Consider the following 18527-nt stretch of genomic DNA (forward strand, 5'->3'; position numbering starts at 1 on the left):
CACACCGCACTTGTCCCTCGATGACAACGACAGGACCCATGCCTGTCCGCCGCTGATAAGCCCTGACGGATTACGGACGGGTAAAGTCGCGGCCGTGCCGAAGAGAGTTGCTGTGCCGGTCGATGAGCCGGGCAGTGCGTTCAACGCGCTGCCGGCGGACCTGCACCACCACCTCAGACCGTTCTTCGCCGACATCACCGAGGAGGTCGTCGAGGCGATCAGGACCGAGATCCCCGAGTACGCGCGTCCCGCCGACGACACCTATATGCAGGGGGTGCACCGGGGCGTGGACCATGCGCTGCAGGGCTTCCTGGAGCGCATGGCGAAGCCGGACACGGACTGGGAGCCGGTGAAGGCGACGTACCGGCGCATCGGGCGCGGTGAGGCGGAGGAAGGCCGCAGCCTCGACTCGTTCCAGTCGGCGCTGCGGCTGGGCGCGCGGATGACGTGGCGGCGGGTGAACGCGCTGGTGGACGCCGACCTGCTGCCGCGCAATGTGCTGGCGGCCTTCGGCGAGGCCCTGTTCCTGCACCTGGACGAGATGGCCGCCGCGACGACCGCCGGGTTCACGGAGGCGCGGCTGCACGCGGCCGGTGAACTGCAGCAGCGGCGTACGCGGTTGATCGATCTGCTCACCGCGGATCCCCCGGCCTCGGTGGAGGCGATCGCGGAACTCGCGCGCAGCGCGCGTTGGCCGGTGCCGCGGGCGGTCGCGGTCGTCGCGCTCGACCACTGCCCGAAGGCGGGCTCGCACCCGATCGTGGCGCCCGAGCTGCTCGCCCGTTTCGACGTCCGGCCGGCCGTGCTGGTGGTGCCGGACCCCGAGGGGCCCGGCCGGGTGCGGGCCATGGCGGGGGCGCTGCAAGGGCTGCGGGCGGCGATGGGCCCGACCGTGGCGCTTCAGGACGGCGCGCGGTCGCTGCGCTGGGCGTCCGAGGCGCTGGATCTGATGCGTCGCGGCGTCCTCGCCGAGACCGGAATGGTGCGCTGCCAGGAGCACTTGACCACGCTGCTGCTGCTCCGCGACGACGCATTGATCGACGCGATGGCCGAGCACCGGCTGCGGCCGCTGGAGCGAGTGCGCCCGCCACAGCGCGAACGCCTCGCGGAGACCCTGCTCAGCTGGCTGCAGTGCGGGCGCAACGCCAGCGAGGTGGCCGTCCGCCTGGCCGTGCACCCCCAGACGGTGCGCTACCGCATGCGCCAGCTGGACGAGCTGTTCGGTGCCCAACTGCACGACCACACGGCCCAGTTCGAGATGCAGCTGGCTCTGCGCGCACTGGAGCTGCGCCGGAGCGTGGGCTCCGCTCAGGGTCCGGCCGCGAACAGCGGCTAGCGCGCGGCCGCCTGGAACGTGCGCCGGTACGCCTGCGGCGACACTCCGATCGCCGCGTGCAGATGCTGCCGCAGCGAGGCGCCCGTCGCGAAGCCGACATGGCCGGCGATCTGATCGACGGGCAGGTCGCTGGACTCCAGCAGGTGCCGCGCCCGGGCCACGCGCTGCTGGACGAGCCAGCGGCCGGGGCTGAGACCGACCTCCTCGTTGAAGCGGCGGGCGAAGGTGCGCAGGCTCATCCTGGCGTGGCCGGCCAGCTCGGCCAGCGAGAGCGGCTCGTCCAGGCGCTCCAGGGCCCACGCCCGGGTGGCGGCGGTGCTCGCGGCCCCGCTCTGCGGGACCGGCTGCTCGATGTACTGCGCCTGGCCGCCGTCCCTGAAGGGCGGTACGACACAGCGGCGGGCCACCGCGTTGGCCAGCTCGCTGCCGTGGTCGGTGCGCACGATGTGCAAGCAGACGTCGACGCCGGAGGCGGCACCGGCCGAGGTGAGGATGCGTCCGTCGTGGACGAAGAGGACGTCGGGGTCCACCTCGACGTGCGGGTAGCGCCGCCGGAAGTGGTCGGTCACCTGCCAGTGCGTGGTGGCCCTGCGGCCCTCAAGCAGGCCCGCCGCCGCCAGGACGAAGGCGGCCGTGCAGATGGAGACGATGCGCGCGTCCGGCCGGATCCGGGCGAGCGCGGCGGCGACGTTTGGGGGCAGCTCGGCGGGGATACGTGAGGGCGTCATGGAGGCGACCACCACCGTGTCGGCCGTGTCCAGGATCTCCGGCCCGTGCTCGACGCCGATCGTGAAGTCGGCGCAGCTGCGCACCGGTTGGCCGTCCACGGAGCACGTCAGCACCTCGTACCGGCCGTCGGCCGCGCCGAAGATCCGGCTGGGGATGCCGAGCTCGAAGGGATAGACGCCGTCCAGGGCCAGTACGACGACCCGTTCCACCTGTCGTTCACCGCTCATGTCGTTCACCGCTCATGGCACGATCTTATCGAAGGTTGGCAATCGTGCCATTTTCTTGCCGGGCGGGCCACGGCAGGCTGGTTCACCATGAGCACTGTGAACACCATGCGAGCCATCAGCCAGGACGTCCTCGGCGGTCCCGAGGTCCTGAAGGAAGTGGAGCTGCCCCGCCCCGAGCCGCGCACCAACGAGGTACTGGTCCGGGTCCGCGCCGCCGGCGTCAACCCGACCGACTGGAAGCACCGCGCGACCGGCGGTTTCCTGGGCGAGCCGCCCTTCGTCCTGGGCTGGGACGTCTCGGGCGTGGTCGAGGCGACCGGCATCGGCGTCGCCCGCTTCCAGCCCGGCGACGAGGTCTACGGCATGCTGTCGTACCCCTTCGGCCACGGCTCGCACGCCGAGTACGTGACCGCCCCGGCGCGCTGGTTCGCGCACAAGCCGGCCTCCCTCGACCACACGCGGGCGGGCGCGTTGCCGCTGGTCTCGCTGACCGCGTGGCAGGCCCTGGTCGAGTACGCCGACGTACGGCCGGGACAGCGGGTGCTGGTGCACGCGGCGGCGGGCGGGGTCGGCCATGTGGCCGTGCAGATCGCCAAGGCGCGCGGCGCGTACGTGATCGGCACCGCGAGCGCGGGCAAGCACGAGTTCCTGCGCGGGCTCGGTGTGGACGAGGCGGTCGACTACCGGGAGGCGGACTTCGCCGAGGCCGTCAAGGACGTCGACGTGGTCCTGGACACGATGGGCGGCGACACGGCCCTGCGCTCGCTGCGGGTGCTGCGTCCGGGCGGGATCGTCGTCTCGATCATTCCCATCGGTTCCGACGAGTTCCCCGACGAGGCCGAGCGGCTCGGCGTCCGGGCGGTGCGGATGCTCGTCGACGCCTCCCACAGCGACCTGGACGCGATCACGGAGCTGGTGGAGGCGGGGAAGCTGCGCCCCGAGATCGCCGGCACCTTCCCGCTGGCCCAGGCCGCCGAGGCACACCGGCTCGGCGAGACCGGCCGCACCTCCGGCAAGCTGGTCCTGCGGATGGACTGAGCCGGAAGGCTCAGAACGTGAGCACGGGCTTGATCGCCTTGCCCGCCCGCATGTCCCGCACCGCCTGGTCGATCTCCGTGAACGGATAGCTACTGATCAGGCGGTGCAGCGGGAGCCGCCCCTCCTTCACCAGACGGACCAGGGCCGGGATGAACGTCTGTGTCTCGGCGTCGCCGAGGGTCAGGCCGACGATCCGCTTACCGGCCAGCAACCCGTTGACGTCCAGGGCGACTTCGGTGCCGAACGGCGGGGCGCCGACCACCACCAGGGTGCCGCGCGCGGCGAGCGCGTCGACGCCCTGGCGCAGCACGGCGGCGCTGCCGGTGGTCTCCACGACGCCGTCGGCGCCCTGACCGCGGGTGATCTCCGCGAGTGCTTCGCCGAGGTCCGCGTCGGCACTGTTGACGGTGTGGGTGGCGCCCAACTCCCGTGCCAGCGAAAGGCGTTCACCCACTCTGTCCACGGCGACGACGCGCGTCGCAGGAGTGAGCGCGGCGGCCATCACGGCGGACAGGCCGACGGCTCCGGCGCCGAGGACGACGACGGTACTGCCCGTGGCCGGCCTCAGCACGTTCCAGACGGCGCCCACTCCGGTCTGTACGCCGCAGCCGAGCGGAGCGAGCGACTCCAGCGGCACGTCCGCGTCGACCTTGACGAGGCTGCGCTCGTCCGCCAACGCCCGCTCGGCGAAGGAGGACTGGCCGAAGAAGTGGCCGCCGAGCGGGGCCCCGTCGCGGTGGACGGTGCTGGTGCCGTCGGCGCGCCGGCCGCCGAGCAGGTTCAGCGGCAGCCAGGTCGCGCAGTAGGCGGGGTGGCCGCCCTGGCAGTTGCGGCACGCGCCGCAGGAGGTGAAGGACAGCACGACGTGGTCGCCCGGGGCCACGCCGGTCACCGCCGGGCCGACGGCCTCGACCACGCCGGCGCCTTCGTGTCCGAGCACGCCGGGCAGCGGGAAGGGCAGGCCGCCGCTCGCGACGGTGAGGTCGGTGTGGCACAGCCCGGTGGCCACCATGCGGACCACGGCCTCGTGCGGTCCTGGCGCGTCGAGCTCGACGTCGGCGAGGGTGAACGGCGCGCCGCCGGACTCGACGACCGCGGCGCGGGTGATGCGGGACATCGCATGAACTCCCTTGTTTCTACGGCGGTTTCGTCGGGCTCAGGCGAGTGAGACGACGACGGACTTGACCTTGGTGTACGCGGCGAGCGACTCGGGGCCGTACTCGCGGCCGAAGCCGGAGTCCTTGACGCCGCCGAAGGGCACCGCCGGGTCGAGCAGCGCCCAGTCGTTGATCCAGACGATGCCCGCCTGGAGCCGGCCGGCGACGCGGTGGGCGCGGGCGAGGTTCTGCGTCTGGATGCCCGAAGCCAGGCCGTACGGCGTCGAGTTGGCGAGTTCGACCGCCTCGTCCTCGGTGTCGAAGGACTGCACCGTGAGGACCGGGCCGAAGATCTCCTCCTGGACGACGCGGGAGTCGTTCGGCAGGCCGGCGACGACCGTGGGCCGGTAGTAGTAGCCGCCGCCGAGGTCGAGCCGTTCGCCGCCGCAGACGATCCGGCCGCCTTCCTTGCGGGCGAGGTCGACGTACTCCTCGACCTTTTTCAGGTGCCGCTCCCCCGCCATCGGTCCGACGACGGTCTCGGGCCGCCGGGGGTCGCCGACCGGGACGCCTGGCACCGCGTCGGCGAGGATGCCGAGCAGGGTGTCGTGGACCGGGCGGGCGACGAGCAGGCGCGGACCGCCCATGCAGAACTGGCCGGTGTTGAAGACGAACGCCTTGATGATCGCGCCGACGGCGCTCTCCAGGTCGGCGTCCTCGAAGACGAGGTGGGCGGCGTTGCCGCCGAGTTCCATCGTGACGGGCTTGAGCGCCTCACCGGCCACCCGCGCCACATGGCGGCCGGTCGCGGTGGAGCCGGTGAAGGCGATCTTGTCGATGCCGCGGTGGCGCAGCAGCGCCTCGCCCGCCACCGGGCCGGTGCCGGTGACCACGTTGACCACCCCGTCCGGCACACCCGCCTGCTGGAACAGCCTGGCCATGTAAAGGGCGCTGAGCGGGGTCTCGTCGGCGGGCTTGTGAACCACGGTGTTGCCGGCGGCGAGCGCGGGGCCGATCTTCGAACCGGCAAGGATCAGAGGGAAGTTGAAGGGCGTGATCGCGGCGACCACGCCGAGCGGCTCGCGCTTGGTGTAGGCGAGGGCGTTCATGGGGGTGTCGCGGACGGAGCCGTCGAGCGAATGGGCGAGGGCGGCGAAGTGCTCGTAGTCGTCGGCCGCGTTGGTCACGTCGACGGCGTGGCACAGCGAGAGGGGCTTGCCGACGTCCAGGCTCTCCAGCCGGGCCAGCTCGTCGGCGTTCTCGCGGATGAGCTCGGCGACGCGGTGCAGGACGCGGCCGCGCTCGCGGCCGCTGAGGCCGGACCAGGCGCCGTCGTCGAAGGCCGCGCGTGCGGTCCGCACCGCCGCGTCCACGTCGGCGGCGCCCGCCTCGGCGACGGTGGTGACGACCGTGCCCCGGGACGGGTCGACCACCTCGGTGCGCGCTCCGTCGGCGGCCTCGCGCCACTGTCCCCCGACGAAGAGCCGGCCGGGTTCGGTCTCGAAGGTGGTCATCGCCGCTCCTCAGCGTCGTATCCAAGCTTTCAAGTATCAGGATTCCTGTTGATCTGGACTCTGTCGTGCAGTCTCGATACAGACAGGATTCCTGTCAATGCCCTAGACTGAAGTCATGCTCGAAGCACAGGCGGCCAAGACGTCCCCCTCACTGCTCTACATGGTCAAGCAGGTGGAGTTGGTGGTGCGTGCCCATCTGGACGAGCTGGTCAGGCCGTCCGGGATCACCGCCCTGCAGTACACCGCGCTCACGGTCCTGGAGCGGCACGACGGACTGTCCGCGGCGCAGCTCGCCCGCGACTCGTTCGTCACCGCCCAGTCCATCGCCGATCTCGTACGGTCCCTGGAGAGCCGCGGGCTGGTGCGCCGGGAGCGCAATCCGCACAGCCGCCGCGAGTTGCTGATCCTGCTCACGGCCGCCGGCCGCCAGGTCCTCGCGCGGCACGCGGACCCCGTCCGGCGGCTCGAGGAGCGGATGGTGCGGGATCTCACGTCGCGCCAGACCGAGCAGTTCCGCCAGGCACTTTCCAAATCCTGGCACGCACTGTCGTAAGGGTTCGGCGCAATTCGCAGACATATGTCAACCGAACATGCTCAAATTCACTCCAACGAGGGTAACTTGCTGGGCGGAAAACGAATTTGCGCTCGCTGGGGACCCGGGGGCTCGCCCGCGCTCGTTACGCTCGCCGCACGATGTCACCCCGGCCCCCGGTGACCTGCAACACCGCAGCGTACGGAGCAGGTTGGAGGCGATGTCGTCGTGCACCAGGAGCCTGCGCCGCTCACCCGGCATCTGCGGGTTCATCAGGACCGGGGCCATACGGTGCTCGAGCTCCGCGGCGAGATCGACATCGCCGCGGCCCTGGAGATCGCTCCCTATCTGGACCGGGTGACCGCCCACCCCGGGGTCAGTCTGGTGATCGACCTGACCCAGGTCGACTTCTTCGACTGCTCCGGGCTGCGACTGGTCTACCGGGCGCGCGCCCGGCTCCTCGATCAGGACGGAGAGCTGCGGCTCGTCTGCGACCACCCGCTGACCCTGCGCATCATGCGGGTGACCGGCCTTGCCCGGCTGCTGCCGGCGCACCCGACCCTGGACGCGGCCCTGGGCCAGCCCGAGGCCACGTCCGGTTCGCTGTGAGGGCCACCGCCCTTGCCCGTACGGCTACTTGAGGATCTTCGTCACCTGTCCGGCGCCGACCGTGCGGCCGCCCTCACGGATGGCGAACTTCAGGCCCTCCTCCATGGCGATGGGCTGGATCAGCTGCACGTGCATGCTGGTGTTGTCGCCCGGCATGACCATCTCGGTGCCCTTGGGCAGCGTCACCACACCGGTCACGTCCGTGGTGCGGAAGTAGAACTGCGGGCGGTAGTTCTCGAAGAACGGCGTGTGCCGGCCGCCCTCGTCCTTGGACAGGATGTACGCCTGCCCCTCGAACTCGGTGTGCGGAGTGACCGTCCCGGGCTTGATGACGACCTGCCCGCGCTCCACGTCCTCGCGCTTGATGCCGCGCAGCAGCAGTCCGACGTTCTCCCCGGCCCGGCCCTCGTCGAGCAGCTTGCGGAACATCTCGATGCCGGTGACGGTCGTCTTCGTCTTCTGCTCGTGGATGCCGATGATCTCGACCTCGTGGTTCACGTGCAGCACCCCGCGCTCGATCCGGCCGGTGACGACGGTGCCGCGGCCGGTGATGGTGAAGACGTCCTCGATCGGCATGAGGAAGGGCTTGTCCACGTCGCGCTGCGGCTCGGGGACCGCCGAGTCCACGGCCTCCAGCAGGTCCAGGACCGACTGCGTCCACTGCGCGTCGCCCTCCAGGGCCTTGAGCGCGGAGACCTTGACGACCGGGACCTCGTCGCCGGGGAACTCGTAGTCGGTGAGCAGCTCGCGCACCTCCAGCTCGACGAGTTCCAGGATCTCCTCGTCGTCGACCATGTCGGTCTTGTTGAGGGCTACGACGATGTACGGCACGCCGACCTGGCGGGCCAGCAGCACATGCTCCTTGGTCTGCGGCATCGGCCCGTCCGTGGCCGCGACGACCAGGATCGCGCCGTCCATCTGCGCCGCGCCCGTGATCATGTTCTTGATGTAGTCCGCGTGCCCGGGGCAGTCGACGTGCGCGTAGTGCCGGTGCTCGGTCTGGTACTCGACATGGGCGATCGAGATCGTGATGCCGCGCTGCCGCTCCTCGGGCGCCTTGTCGATCTGGTCGAACGGCGTGAACGGGTTCAGGTCGGGATGCCTGTCGTGCAGCACCTTCGTGATGGCCGCCGTGAGCGTCGTCTTGCCGTGGTCGATATGACCGATGGTGCCGATGTTCACGTGCGGCTTGGTCCGCTCGAACTTCGCCTTCGCCACTGCAAGCCCTCCTGGTCACCTGGGTGAGGCGTCTACCGGGACGCCGAGCCTTGCTCCTCCCTCATGTCTATTCGCTTCGCGGCGCGTCGAACAGGGCACTGACGGACTCGCCGTTGTGAATGCGGCGAACCGCCTCGGCGAGGGCTGGGGCGATGGACAGGATCCGCAGCTTCTCGGTGCGCTCCTCCTCGGGGACCGGCACGGTGTTGGTGCACACGATCTCCAGGACGTCGGGCTGCTCGCCGATCCGCTTGAGCGCCCCGGCCGCGAACAGTCCGTGCGTGCAGGCGACCCGGATCGACCGCGGCCCCAACTCCCTGAGCCGGTGCAGCAGTTCGAGGACCGTGCTGCCCTTGGCGATCTCGTCGTCCAGGACGATGACGTCCCGGCCGGCGACGTCGCCGATCACCGAGCTGATGGCGACGCGGTCGTCGGCGAACCGCTGCTTGGCGCCGGCGGCCACCTGGGCGCCGATCATCCGCGCGAAGGCGGCCGCCTCCTTGGCGTTTCCGAGGTCCGGCGAGACGACGGTGGTGCGGGACAGGTCGTACTGCCGGAAGTGCGCGGCCAGTTCACGCCGGGCGTGCAGATGGTCCACCGGCACCGAGAAGAAGCCGTGCACCTGCGGCGCGTGCAGCGTCATGGTCAGGACGCGGCTCGCGCCCGCCGCCACCAGCAGATCCGCGACCAGCCGGCCGCCCAGCGAGATACGGGGCGCGTCCTTCTTGTCGGAGCGGGCGTAGGAGTAGTGCGGCATCACGACGGCGATCCGCGCGGCCGAGGCCCCGCGTGCCGCGTCGCACATCAGCAGCAGTTCCACGAGGTGTTCCTGGACCGGCCGGACGAGCGGCTGGATCAGGAAGACGTCGCGCTCGCGGCAGTTGGCCTGAAGCTGCACCTCCAGGCAGTCGTTGGCGAAACGGCTGAGCCTGGTGGGGCTGAGCGGCACGCCGAGATGGGCGCAGACCTCAGCGGCGAGGTCGGGGTGGGCGCTGCCGCTGAACACGGAGATGTCTCGCACGATCCGCTCCTCGCATGATCATGTCGGGGGTCCTCATGCTACTGACCTCGGAAATCCGGTTGCGCCCCACCGAGGCCCGCACGCCATCATGTGGCCGTACGCGTTCGCTCACCTCGGGAGATCCCATGCGCCGACTCCTCGGAATCCACCAGCGCCCCCACCGGCCCACGGTTCTCGAGGACTCGACTTCGCATGCCCACACTGAACATCGGAATTCTCGCCCACGTCGACGCGGGTAAGACCAGCCTGACCGAGCGGCTGCTGTTCGACCACGGAGCGATCCACCGGCTCGGCAGTGTCGACGCCGGTGACACCCGTACGGACGACGGAGAGATCGAACGGCGGCGCGGCATCACCATCCGCTCCGCGGTCGCCGCGTTCTCCGTCGGCGACACCCGGATCAATCTCATCGACACCCCCGGCCACTCGGACTTCATCGCCGAGGTGGAGCGCGCCCTGGAGGTCCTGGACGGCGCGGTGCTGCTGCTGTCCGCCGTGGAGGGCGTGCAGGCGCAGACGAGGGTCCTGATGAGGACACTGCGCCGGCTGCGGCTGCCCACGCTCGTCCACGTCAACAAGATCGACCGCACGGGCGCCCGGTCCGCGGAGCTGCTGGCGGACATCCGGCGGCTGCTGACGCCGTGCGTGGCACCGCTCACGGACGTGACGGGCATCGGGACCGCCGAGGCCCGCGTGACCCTTCGCCCGCCCGGGGACCCGCGGCTGGCCGAGGCGCTCGCCGAGGTCGACCCGGACGTCCTCGCGGCACTCGTGGACGGCCCCGGGCCCACCCCGGACGATCTGCGCAAGGCGCTCGCGGCACGCACCGCCGACGGCTCGTTCCACCCGGTCCTGTTCGGCTCGGCCCTCGGCGGCCAGGGCGTCGCAGAACTCGTCGAGGCCGTGACCGGGCTGATCCCGCCGGCACCCGCGGACACGGGCGCGGCCCCGCGCGGCACGGTCTTCGCCGTACGGCCTGGACCCGCCGGCGAGCGGATCGCCTATCTACGGCTCTACGACGGCGAGGTGACGCCTCGTCAGCCTCTCACGCTCCTGCGGCGCGAAGCCGACGGCCGGACGGCGGAGGTGACCGGCCGCGTGACCGGTCTCGACATGCTCGGCGCGAGCGGGCCGGCGCTCACGGCAGGGAACATCGCGGCCCTCACCGGCCTGGGCGGTGTGCGCGTGGGCGACCGGGTCGGCCCGCTCACCGAGCGGGCCCCGCAGCTCGCGCCGCCGACGCTGGAAACACTGGTCCGGGCCCGGCGCCCCGAGCAGGCGGCCCGCCTCCGCGCCGCCCTGCTCACCCTCGCCGACCAGGACCCGCTGATCCATGCCCGCCCGGCGGCCGACGGCAGCACCGCGCTGCTGCTGTACGGCGAGGTGCGGATGGAGGTGCTCGCGGCCACCCTCGTGCAGGACTTCGGCATCGAGGCCGAGTTCGAACCGGGCCGCGTGCGGTTCCTGGAGCGCCCGCGCGGCGCCGGTGAGGCCGCGGAGGAGCTGCCGTGGCATCTCGGCACCCGCTACTGGGCGACGATCGGGCTGCGGGTCGAGCCGGGCCCCCTCGGCTCGGGCGGGGTCTTCGCCTACGAGACGGAACTCGGCGCGCTCCCCCGCGCCTTCCACCAGGCCATCGAGGACACGGTGCACGCGACCATGGCGACCGGGCTGTCCGGTGCGTCCGTGACCGACTACCGGGTCACGCTGATCCGCTCCGGCTACTGCTCGCCCCTCAGCACGGCCGCCGACTTCCGTGGGCTCACCCCGATCGTGCTGCGCAGCGCGCTGGAGCGCGCGGGGACCCGGCTGTACGAGCCGTACCAGGCGTTCGAGACCGAGGTACCGCTGGACGCGCTGGCCCCGATGACCGCACAACTCGCCGCGTTCGGAGCCGAGTTCACGGGCACCACGGGCGGTTCCACGGCATGGGTGATCACCGGCGAGCTGCCGGCGCGGCGGGTGCGCGAGGTGGAGCTGCGGCTGCCGGGGCTCACGCACGGCGAGGGGGTGTGGTGGTCACGGCCCTCCGGCGACCGTGAACTGCGCCCCCAATGAGGCGGACCGCCGAGCTGCCGGGGTCACCACGACACCGGCAGCCTGCGCGGGCTCCGGGTCATCCCGCCCTCCCGCCACTCGATCGTCCCGGGCGTGAACTCGGCGCGCAGGGCGGGGAAGCGCGCGGACAGGCGGTGCAGGGCGAGGCCGAGCTCCAGGCGCGCGAGCCAGGCGCCGAGGCAGTGGTGCGGTCCGGCGCCGAAGATCACGGTGGGTGAGTTCAGCGGGGTGAAGGGGTCCGGCGGCCCCGGCGGGAAGACGTCGGGGTCGCGGCTGGCGGAGTTGGTCTGCACGGCGACCACGGCGCCCGCCGGGATCGTCACGCCACCGACCTCGGTGTCCTCGACAGCGCGCCGGATCAGGCCGGGCAGCACGCGCCCCTCGCTCAGCGGGACCGCGCGCAGCAGCTGCTCGGCGGCGCCGGCCGCCGTCCCCTCGTCCGCGGCGAGGCCGGGCCAGGCGTCCTGCGCGTCGGTGAGGAGGTAGACGACGAGGTTGCCGAGCGCGGTCATCGTCGTCTCGTGTCCCGCCACCACCAATCCGCACACCAGGCGTACCAGCTGCCGCTCCTCGACACCGAGGGTGTCGCCCGCCGCAACCAGGCTGCTGACCAGGTCGTCGCCCGGAGCCCTGCGCCGCTCGGCCACCAGGCCGGCGCCGAACGCCCCGAACTCCCGCATGGCTGTGGCGACTTCCTCGCGCGAGTGGGCACCGCCGGAGAGCGCGTGGTCGGCCCAGTGGCGGATGCGTTCGCGGTCCACACCGTCCAGGCCCATGAGCCGGCAGATCACCGACACGGGGAGCGGGCGCGTGAACCCCTCGATGATGTCGGCGGGCCGCTCCTTCGCGGCGAACTCGTCGAGGAGCGATTCGACGACCGAGGCCACCCAGGGCCGCCAGCGGGCGATCGCACGGGGCGTGAACGCGCGCTGCACGGTGCCGCGCAGCCGCTGGTGCGGTTCGCCGTCGAGGTTGACCATGCCGTCGGGATCGTCCAGCAGGTTCGGTACGACGAGCAGGGGTGGGGCGTCGTCGGCGTGGAGCGAACTTCTGTCGAACCGGGCGTCCATGAGCACCTGACGCACATCGGCGTAGCGGGTCACGAGCCAGACGGGGGTGCCGGTGGCGAGGGTGCTGGGCCTGGGCGGTCCGGGTTCGGGGAGGTCGATGCGGTGCATGGGGCACAGGGGCCGGGCCGTGCTGTCTGTACTCATCCGGGACTCCAGGCGCGCCGGGAGGGGGAGTTCTCCACGCTAGTGCTCCCCGTATGCCCCCGTCAGCGGCGCCATTCGGCCAACGGCCCGGTCTGACAAGGGCTTTGAGGGGCATCCGGAACGGTAGGAAGGAGGGCCGTCGCCATGACGACTCCCATCAGGCGCATGTCCAGGCGTATGCCGGGCTGGGCGAAGGCGGTGAGCGCCGTCGTGCTGGTGCTCGTGGTGTTCTTCGCCGGCATCCGGCTGAGTGTGCTCCCCGGCCTCAAGGACCTGTTCGGCACACAGACGCACGACCGCTCGGGACCAGCACTTCTGCAGTCCATCCAGGACATGAGCCGGTACGACGGCGCCTCCGGCAACTTCCAGGTCGTCGTGGACCTGGAAAAGGACACCAAGTACCTGCCCGACTCGATCCGCGGCTCCCGCACGCTGTACATCGGGGCGGGCGCCGTCGACGCCTATGTCGACCTGGGCAAGGTCGGCAAGGACGACGTCACGGTCAACGGCGACCGTACGTCCGCCACGATCCGGCTGCCGCACGCGGCGCTCGGCAAGCCGGCCCTCGACCCCGACCGCTCCTACGCCGTCTCCAAGCAGCGCGGTCTCCTGGACCGCCTCGGCGACCTGTTCTCGGACAACCCCAACAGCGAACAGGCCGTCCAGAAGCTCGCGGTGAAGCACATCGGCGACGCCGCGAAGGAGAGCGGGCTGACCAAGCGGGCCGAAAGCAACACCACCGGCATGCTTCAGGGCCTGCTCCGCTCCCTGGGCTTCAAGGAGGTACATGTCTCCTACGGCGGCTGACCAGGTGAGCCGGCCCCCGGTCCCGGTCAGGTACCGACGATCCCCGGCAGGGCCAGCGCCGCGAGCAGGGCTGTGCCCACCAGCATCCAGGCCACGTAGTCGCCGATGTGGCCGGACTGGAGGCGGCGCAGCGGGAGGGACCAGTCCGGGGCCGTGAAGATTTCGGGGCGGGTGACTGCGAGGCCTGCCAGGGCCAGGGCGAGCAGGGTCGAGAGGAGGCCCAGGAGGACGCCGGCAAGGGTCCAGTGGGGGGCCGAGACCACCAGGCCGCCGGAGCCTGCCTCGCTCACGCCGTGCGACACCAGGGCGGCGAAGCCGGGGGCCAGACCGACGGCCAGGGCCGCGGCGAGCAGGACGGCGGGGACCGCGGTCATGGTGCCGGGGACGCGGCGGATGAGGCGGCCGGTCTCAGGCTGCTCGCCGGAGCCGGTCGTCTCGTACGCGCTCTCGTCGTGCGGCGCGGGACCGAGGCCGAAGAAGACGCGCGCGGCGACGCGCAGCACCGCTCCGGCGGTCAGGGCGCTCGCCGCGACGAACAGCACGGTGAGCGGGCCGCCCACGGCCTCCTCGGTGACGGCCTTGCCCAGCGCCGTGCCGAAGGGGGGCAGCCCGGCGAGGCCCAGCGCGCCGACGACGTACATGACGGCGACGGGCCGCAGCTCCCGCGCCTTGCCGTGCAGGGCCTGCTCGTCGACGCTGCCATAGCGGTCGAGGAGGATGCCCGTGCAGGCGAACAGGGCGGCCTTCACCCCGGCGTGCCCGAGGATGTACAGCGCGATCCCGTCGTCCCCTTCGGGCTTCAGGACGCCGATACCGACGAGGAACAGCCCGGTGTGGGCCACCGTCGAGCAGGCGAGCATCCGTTTGATGTGCCGCTGGTACCAGCACATGACGGCGCCGATCGCGGCGGTCAGGACGCCGAGCACCAGCAGTACGCGCTGGAAGTCCGCGGCCGGCACCCCGCCGGGGCCGGCGAACACCGTGCCGTACACGCGCCACACGCCGTACGTGCCGAGTTCGACCATGACGCCGGACAGCAGCATGCACACGGGAGTGGGCGCCACGGCGTGCGCGTCGGGGAGCCAGAAGTGGAAGGGCACGGCGGCGGCCTTGACCAGCAGGCCCGTGACGACGAGGACGAAGCCCGCGAGGGTGAGCGCGTCGGGCCCGCCGTGGGCGTCGAGTCCGCGCCCGATCTGAGTCAGTGCCAGCTCGCCGGTGCGGGCGTAGAGCATGCCGAGGCCCATCAGCATGGCATAGGCGCCGAGGGAGGTGACGACCGCGAACGTGAGCGCACCTTGGACGGCCTTGGCCTCCTCGACGCGGGTGCCGGTCAGGGCGTAGGCGACGACGCTCATCAGCTCGAACCAGACGAACATGTTGAACAGGTCGCCGGCGATGGCGAAGCCGCACATGCCTGCCTGGAAGAGCAGCAGGAGCGCCGGGAAGGAGCCCGCGTGGCGGCGGGGCGGTTCGTCGAAGTAGTGCCAGGAGTACACCAGCGCCGACAGGGTCAGCAGCGAGGCCAGCGCGGCCATGCCCAGTCCGGGCCCGTCGCCGGTCAGGACGATGCCGACGCTCTTGCCGTTCACGGGCTGCCAGCCGCCGACCCATTCGGTCATCGGCGGCGAGGAGTTGAGCAGCAGCACGATGGCGAGCCCCGCCGTGCCGGCGGAGACGGCGCACGCGGTCGACTCGGCGACGATGCGGGCCAGCCGGCGGCCGCAGGCGATCAGGAGGGCGGCGCCGAGCAGGGGTACGGCGACCAGGAGCGGCAGCAGGTCGTTCATCAGCCGCGCAACTCGGAGAGTTCGTCGGGGTCGACGGTGCCGTGGGTCTTGGCGATCTGCATGACGAGGGCGAGCAGCAGCGCGGTGACCGTGGCGCCCACGACGACGTCGGTGAGGGTCAGCGCCTGCACGACGGGGTCGACGACCGGCCGGGACCCCGGCTTGATGTCGGAGAACACCGGGGCCGTGGCGCCGTCGCGGTAGCCGACGCCCAGCAGGAGGACGTAGGTGCCGGCCTGGCACACGGACAGGCAGCCGACGGCGTGGATCAGGTTCCGGCTGGTGGCCAGGCCGTAGCAGCCGGCCAGGAACACCCAGGCCGCCACCAGATACGGCAGGACGTGCATCACAGCGGTCACAGCGGTCTCACTCCCCGCTCTCCTTCACGATCTCGACGGCCTGGTCCAGGAAGCGGGCGAGCAGCACGACGACCGCGGAGGCGACCTCCATGCCGATGGCCGCGTTCAGCAGGGGGACGGTCCCGCCGGAGGACAGCGTGTTGAACGTGCCGTACGGCAGGGTGTTGGCGAGGAACGCGCCGGAGCCGATCAGGGCCGCGAGACCGGTGACGACGTAGGCGGAGGCGGCGAGGGCGTCGCCGACCTCGTAGGCGCCGACGGGGCGGATGCGTTCCAGGGCGGTGTAGTCGGCGCCGAGGTAGAGCAGGTGCAGGGCGGTCGCGGCGACGACGCCGCCCTGGAAGCCGCCGCCGGGGCTGAGCTGCCCGTGTGCGACGACGTAGATGCCGGTGACGAGGGCGACGGGCAGTACGAGGAGGGCGTAGCGGCGTACGGGCCGGGCGACTTCGGCGGGTTCGGGCTCGGCACGGTGTTCGTCGCGGGTCTGGCGCAGCAGCACCACGCAGCCGAGGACGGCCGCGAAGAGGATGGTCATCTCGCCGAGGGTGTCGAAGGCACGCTGGTCGAAGTTGACGGACGAGATGGTGTTGGCGGTGTGGCGGGCGAGGGAGGCGCGGACCGCCCGGTAGCCGTAGGGGTGCTTGTCGCCGCCGAAGGACGGCAGCTTCAGGCAGGCGGCGACGAGTACGGCGGCGAGGCCGGCGCCACCGGCCAGCACGAGCCACAGCCGGACGCGACGGCTCACCGTTCGCGCTCCTCGGTCCGGCCGCGCCGTCTGATCTTGCGGACGCTGAGCATCACCAGCAGCGGCGTCAGCGCGGATCCCACGGCCAGCTGGGACAGGGCCACGTCGGGGGCCTGGAGCACCGTGAACAGCACGGCGAGGACGACGCCCAGGACGGACAGGACGAGGGCCTGGCGCATGGGGTCGCGGGTCACCACCGCGACGGTCGCGGACGCGGCGACCAGCAGCAGCGCGACGACGATCAACGCGTCAGCCACCCCGGACCCCCCGGAATCCGCCGGACAGGGCGCGCGAGGCCATGACGTTGCCGCCGATCAGCAGGGCGCCGATCACCAGGAACTTGGCCATGGCGCGGCTCGGGCCGGTGGCCACGCACAGCGCGATCACGGTCACCGCGCCGAGGGCGGCGACCGTCCAGGTCAGTCCCCAGGCGCGCGGCGGGTCCTCGGCCAGTTCGTCGGCGAGCAGCCGGGCGAAGACGAGCGTGCCGACGGGGCCGAGCAGGGCGAGGACGAGGCCGACGTCGACGTAGGCGGGGCGGCCGTAGCCCTGGGCGAGGAGCAGCATGCCCGGGCAGGCGAGTGCGGTGGAGAGGTTCTGGGCCACGACGCGGCGCCGCAGGGGCCCGGTGGCCACGCCCCACAGGGCGGTGCCCAGGCCCCCGGCGAGGCCGACGGTCGCGGCGAGCGTCCAGCCGTTCACCATCCGGTCACCGCCCGTCGCGCCGCGCATGCGGCGAGGGCGCCCACCAAGGCGGCGCTCACGCCGACGACGAGTTCGAGCGTGTAGACGGTGCTGATGAGCACCAGCCACAGCACCACGAGCGCGGCCCACCAGGCGAGCAGCTCGGCGGCGGCCAGTGCCGTACGCCGGGTCATGCGCCACCTCCTCGGTCCGGCCACCACGCCGTCGCGGCGAGATGTCCCTTACGTCCTTCGCGGCATCCAAACATCACCGCGTGCGCCGTGGGCGGCGGCGCGCGCGGGTCAGCTCCCGGAGTGCCCCTGCCGCAGGAAGGGAAACCGCGGCGACATCCGGCCAGAGGCGGCAAGGGGGCCGCATCCTCGGCCATCGAGCGGGTAACCGCGTTGAAACGCGGGGAAGTTGAAGAGTGGAGGATCAAATGGCCCGGGCAGCCTTGGGACCACGTTCGGCATTGCGCCTGCGTACGACCAAGTCCGACAAGACCGCCAAGTCCAGCCAGAACACCACGACCGGTAGGACCAGCAGGACGGGCAGAAGCGGCAAGACGGGCAAGACCGCCGCAGCGGGAAAGGCCGGCAGACTCAGCTGGTTCGGGAAATCAACCAAGCCCGGGAGGCCCAGGAAGTCCGACAAGTCGGGTAAGGCCGGGAGCGGGCCTCGGCCGGCCCCGCGTGAGCGGCATGTCATGGCATTTCCGATCCGGCTGCTCGCGATGGTGTGCGCCTTCGCGTTCATGGTGGCGTTCGCCGTGGTGCTGGCCCGACTGACACTGGAGCCCTCCCCCGCGTCGGCCGCGCTGACCCACACCAATGTGCATCCGGGGCGCTCGCTGCACGCGTATCTGGATCAGCCGGCGCTGCGCGACGCCGTCAAGCAGATCGGCGGAAACATCCTGCTGGGCGTCCCGTTCGGGATCCTCGTCCCGGTCCTCGCCCCGCGTGCCCGCGGAGTGCTGCGGGTGCTGCTGCTGACCGCACTGGTCATGCTGCTGGTGGAGTTCGCCCAGGGTGCGCTGATCACCGGGCGCGCCTTCGACATCGACGACGTCATCCTCAACACCACAGGCGCGCTGATCGGTTACGTGCTGCTCGGGCGCCGGATGAGCCGAGCGGTGCACGCACGGGAGCGCCGGGCCTGAGAGCCCGGCGCCACCCCGCGCCCTTCAACCTTTGGTCTGTACCGAGGTCTTGACGCGGTTCTTACCTCACTCCTTAAATCAAGGGGCGACCCTTCACCCCCACCACGGTCGGCACACCCGTCACACGGGTGCCGACGGAAGGGAGAGCCGTGGCCTCCCCACGCCTGCTCCGCAGAAGTCTCTACGCCGTCCTGCCCCTCGCCCTGATCGCCGCCGCGGCGACCGGCACGGCACAGGCGGATCCCCCCAACTCCGCTGCTGCGGTTGCGTTCTCCGACACCTTCGACGGACCCGTCGGCGCCGCCGTCGACGGCTCGAAGTGGCAGACCGAGACCGGCGACAACGTCAACAACCACGAACGCGAGTACTACACCCCCGGCACCCACAACG

At 71.6% G+C, this 18527-nt stretch carries 19 protein-coding genes and 1 pseudogene; 8 read left to right on the forward strand and 12 right to left on the reverse strand.

The genetic code is table 11. The annotated features are described in order from the left end of the window. Nucleotides 1-94: 94 nt before the first annotated feature. Nucleotides 95-1336 (forward strand): PucR family transcriptional regulator, encoded by a 1242-nt coding sequence (locus tag ACGFYN_RS38035; RefSeq protein ID WP_393870541.1) that lies wholly within the window; start codon nucleotides 95-97, stop codon nucleotides 1334-1336. Here the strand turns inward: ACGFYN_RS38035 and ACGFYN_RS38040 are convergent. Further along, nucleotides 1333-2292 (reverse strand): GlxA family transcriptional regulator, encoded by a 960-nt coding sequence (locus ACGFYN_RS38040; RefSeq protein ID WP_393870542.1) that lies wholly within the window; start codon nucleotides 2290-2292, stop codon nucleotides 1333-1335. The two genes, ACGFYN_RS38035 and ACGFYN_RS38040, sit on opposite strands and share 4 nt — an antisense overlap. Before the next feature lie 87 nt (nucleotides 2293-2379). Here ACGFYN_RS38040 and ACGFYN_RS38045 point away from each other — a divergent pair, with 87 nt between their 5' ends. Then, nucleotides 2380-3330: an NADP-dependent oxidoreductase gene (locus tag ACGFYN_RS38045; RefSeq protein WP_393870543.1), complete on the forward strand. Its 951-nt coding sequence runs from the start codon at nucleotides 2380-2382 to the stop codon at nucleotides 3328-3330. A 10-nt stretch (nucleotides 3331-3340) separates the two neighbouring features. Here ACGFYN_RS38045 and ACGFYN_RS38050 read toward each other — a convergent pair whose 3' ends face one another. Together ACGFYN_RS38050 and ACGFYN_RS38055 are read right to left on the reverse strand one after the other, a co-directional pair. Continuing rightward, the gene (locus tag ACGFYN_RS38050; protein WP_393870544.1) at nucleotides 3341-4447 is read right to left on the reverse strand and encodes an NAD(P)-dependent alcohol dehydrogenase; all 1107 of its coding nucleotides are present in this window, start codon (nucleotides 4445-4447) and stop codon (nucleotides 3341-3343) included. Nucleotides 4448-4486: 39 nt separating this feature from the next. Continuing rightward, the gene (locus tag ACGFYN_RS38055) at nucleotides 4487-5941 is read right to left on the reverse strand and encodes an aldehyde dehydrogenase family protein (RefSeq protein WP_393870545.1); all 1455 of its coding nucleotides are present in this window, start codon (nucleotides 5939-5941) and stop codon (nucleotides 4487-4489) included. Nucleotides 5942-6056: 115 nt separating this feature from the next. On the opposite strand from ACGFYN_RS38055, the gene ACGFYN_RS38060 reads away from it, so the two are divergent. Next, a complete protein-coding gene (locus ACGFYN_RS38060; RefSeq protein WP_393870546.1) occupies nucleotides 6057-6494 on the forward strand; it encodes a MarR family winged helix-turn-helix transcriptional regulator in 438 nt (145 codons plus the stop codon). Nucleotides 6495-6701: 207 nt separating this feature from the next. Continuing rightward, nucleotides 6702-7082 (forward strand): anti-sigma factor antagonist, encoded by a 381-nt coding sequence (locus tag ACGFYN_RS38065; RefSeq protein WP_393870547.1) that lies wholly within the window; start codon nucleotides 6702-6704, stop codon nucleotides 7080-7082. 24 nt (nucleotides 7083-7106) lie between these two features. Here the strand turns inward: ACGFYN_RS38065 and tuf are convergent, their stop codons facing one another. Further along, nucleotides 7107-8300, reverse strand: a complete 1194-nt coding sequence (gene tuf / locus ACGFYN_RS38070) for an elongation factor Tu (RefSeq protein ID WP_393870548.1) — start codon at nucleotides 8298-8300, stop codon at nucleotides 7107-7109. Between the two features lie 67 nt (nucleotides 8301-8367). Then, nucleotides 8368-9321, reverse strand: a complete 954-nt coding sequence (locus ACGFYN_RS38075; RefSeq protein WP_393870549.1) for a ribose-phosphate diphosphokinase — start codon at nucleotides 9319-9321, stop codon at nucleotides 8368-8370. 192 nt (nucleotides 9322-9513) lie between these two features. Between ACGFYN_RS38075 and otr(A) the strand changes: the two genes are divergently transcribed. Then, the gene (gene otr(A), locus ACGFYN_RS38080) at nucleotides 9514-11379 is read left to right on the forward strand and encodes a tetracycline resistance ribosomal protection protein Otr(A) (RefSeq protein ID WP_393870550.1); all 1866 of its coding nucleotides are present in this window, start codon (nucleotides 9514-9516) and stop codon (nucleotides 11377-11379) included. A gap of 23 nt (nucleotides 11380-11402) precedes the next feature. On the opposite strand, the gene ACGFYN_RS38085 is transcribed toward otr(A), so the two are convergent. After that, on the reverse strand, nucleotides 11403-12593 hold the full coding sequence (locus tag ACGFYN_RS38085) for a cytochrome P450 (RefSeq protein ID WP_393870551.1): 1191 nt from the start codon (nucleotides 12591-12593) through the stop codon (nucleotides 11403-11405). 144 nt (nucleotides 12594-12737) lie between these two features. Between ACGFYN_RS38085 and ACGFYN_RS38090 the strand changes: the two genes are divergently transcribed. Continuing rightward, nucleotides 12738-13400, forward strand: a complete 663-nt coding sequence (locus ACGFYN_RS38090) for a DUF4230 domain-containing protein (protein ID WP_393870552.1) — start codon at nucleotides 12738-12740, stop codon at nucleotides 13398-13400. Between the two features lie 26 nt (nucleotides 13401-13426). On the opposite strand, the gene ACGFYN_RS38095 is transcribed toward ACGFYN_RS38090, so the two are convergent. The 6 genes from ACGFYN_RS38095 to ACGFYN_RS38120 are packed head-to-tail and all read right to left on the reverse strand — an operon-like array spanning nucleotide 13427 to nucleotide 17172. Continuing rightward, the gene (locus ACGFYN_RS38095; protein WP_393870553.1) at nucleotides 13427-15190 is read right to left on the reverse strand and encodes a complex I subunit 5 family protein; all 1764 of its coding nucleotides are present in this window, start codon (nucleotides 15188-15190) and stop codon (nucleotides 13427-13429) included. After that, entirely contained in the window at nucleotides 15190-15537 is a 348-nt protein-coding gene (locus ACGFYN_RS38100; protein ID WP_393870566.1) for a sodium:proton antiporter, read from the reverse strand. The genes ACGFYN_RS38095 and ACGFYN_RS38100 overlap by 1 nt, the downstream gene beginning before the upstream one ends. A 19-nt stretch (nucleotides 15538-15556) precedes the next feature. Next, a complete protein-coding gene (locus ACGFYN_RS38105) occupies nucleotides 15557-16294 on the reverse strand; it encodes an MnhB domain-containing protein (RefSeq protein WP_393870554.1) in 738 nt (245 codons plus the stop codon). Beyond that, on the reverse strand, nucleotides 16291-16551 hold the full coding sequence (locus ACGFYN_RS38110) for a hydrogenase subunit MbhD domain-containing protein (RefSeq protein WP_393870555.1): 261 nt from the start codon (nucleotides 16549-16551) through the stop codon (nucleotides 16291-16293). Before ACGFYN_RS38110 ends, ACGFYN_RS38105 begins: the two co-directional genes overlap by 4 nt. Continuing rightward, entirely contained in the window at nucleotides 16544-16996 is a 453-nt protein-coding gene (locus ACGFYN_RS38115; protein ID WP_393870567.1) for a monovalent cation/H+ antiporter complex subunit F, read from the reverse strand. Before ACGFYN_RS38115 ends, ACGFYN_RS38110 begins: the two co-directional genes overlap by 8 nt. Beyond that, nucleotides 16993-17172, reverse strand: a complete 180-nt coding sequence (locus ACGFYN_RS38120) for a hypothetical protein (RefSeq protein ID WP_393870556.1) — start codon at nucleotides 17170-17172, stop codon at nucleotides 16993-16995. Before ACGFYN_RS38120 ends, ACGFYN_RS38115 begins: the two co-directional genes overlap by 4 nt. A gap of 512 nt (nucleotides 17173-17684) precedes the next feature. Here ACGFYN_RS38120 and ACGFYN_RS38125 point away from each other — a divergent pair. Next, a complete protein-coding gene (locus ACGFYN_RS38125; protein ID WP_393870557.1) occupies nucleotides 17685-18137 on the forward strand; it encodes a VanZ family protein in 453 nt (150 codons plus the stop codon). 149 nt (nucleotides 18138-18286) lie between these two features. Continuing rightward, nucleotides 18287-18527: pseudogene (locus tag ACGFYN_RS38130) on the forward strand (glycoside hydrolase family 16 protein); the annotation flags it as partial.

Source organism: Streptomyces sp. NPDC048419 (assembly GCF_043200415.1).
Lineage (GTDB): Bacteria > Actinomycetota > Actinomycetes > Streptomycetales > Streptomycetaceae > Streptomyces.

What these genes read in the sequence shown, in the direction of transcription:
- ACGFYN_RS38040 (WP_393870542.1), bottom strand. Translation starts at nt 2,292, where the DNA reads ATGAGCGGTGAACGACAGGTGGAACGGGTCGTCGTACTGGCCCTGGAC.
- ACGFYN_RS38045 (WP_393870543.1), top strand. Translation starts at nt 2,380, where the DNA reads ATGAGCACTGTGAACACCATGCGAGCCATCAGCCAGGACGTCCTCGGC.
- ACGFYN_RS38050 (WP_393870544.1), bottom strand. Translation starts at nt 4,447, where the DNA reads ATGTCCCGCATCACCCGCGCCGCGGTCGTCGAGTCCGGCGGCGCGCCG.
- ACGFYN_RS38055 (WP_393870545.1), bottom strand. Translation starts at nt 5,941, where the DNA reads ATGACCACCTTCGAGACCGAACCCGGCCGGCTCTTCGTCGGGGGACAG.
- ACGFYN_RS38060 (WP_393870546.1), top strand. Translation starts at nt 6,057, where the DNA reads ATGCTCGAAGCACAGGCGGCCAAGACGTCCCCCTCACTGCTCTACATG.
- ACGFYN_RS38085 (WP_393870551.1), bottom strand. Translation starts at nt 12,593, where the DNA reads ATGAGTACAGACAGCACGGCCCGGCCCCTGTGCCCCATGCACCGCATC.
- ACGFYN_RS38090 (WP_393870552.1), top strand. Translation starts at nt 12,738, where the DNA reads ATGACGACTCCCATCAGGCGCATGTCCAGGCGTATGCCGGGCTGGGCG.
- ACGFYN_RS38095 (WP_393870553.1), bottom strand. Translation starts at nt 15,190, where the DNA reads ATGAACGACCTGCTGCCGCTCCTGGTCGCCGTACCCCTGCTCGGCGCC.
- ACGFYN_RS38100 (WP_393870566.1), bottom strand. Translation starts at nt 15,537, where the DNA reads ATGCACGTCCTGCCGTATCTGGTGGCGGCCTGGGTGTTCCTGGCCGGC.
- ACGFYN_RS38120 (WP_393870556.1), bottom strand. Translation starts at nt 17,172, where the DNA reads ATGACCCGGCGTACGGCACTGGCCGCCGCCGAGCTGCTCGCCTGGTGG.
- ACGFYN_RS38125 (WP_393870557.1), top strand. Translation starts at nt 17,685, where the DNA reads ATGGCATTTCCGATCCGGCTGCTCGCGATGGTGTGCGCCTTCGCGTTC.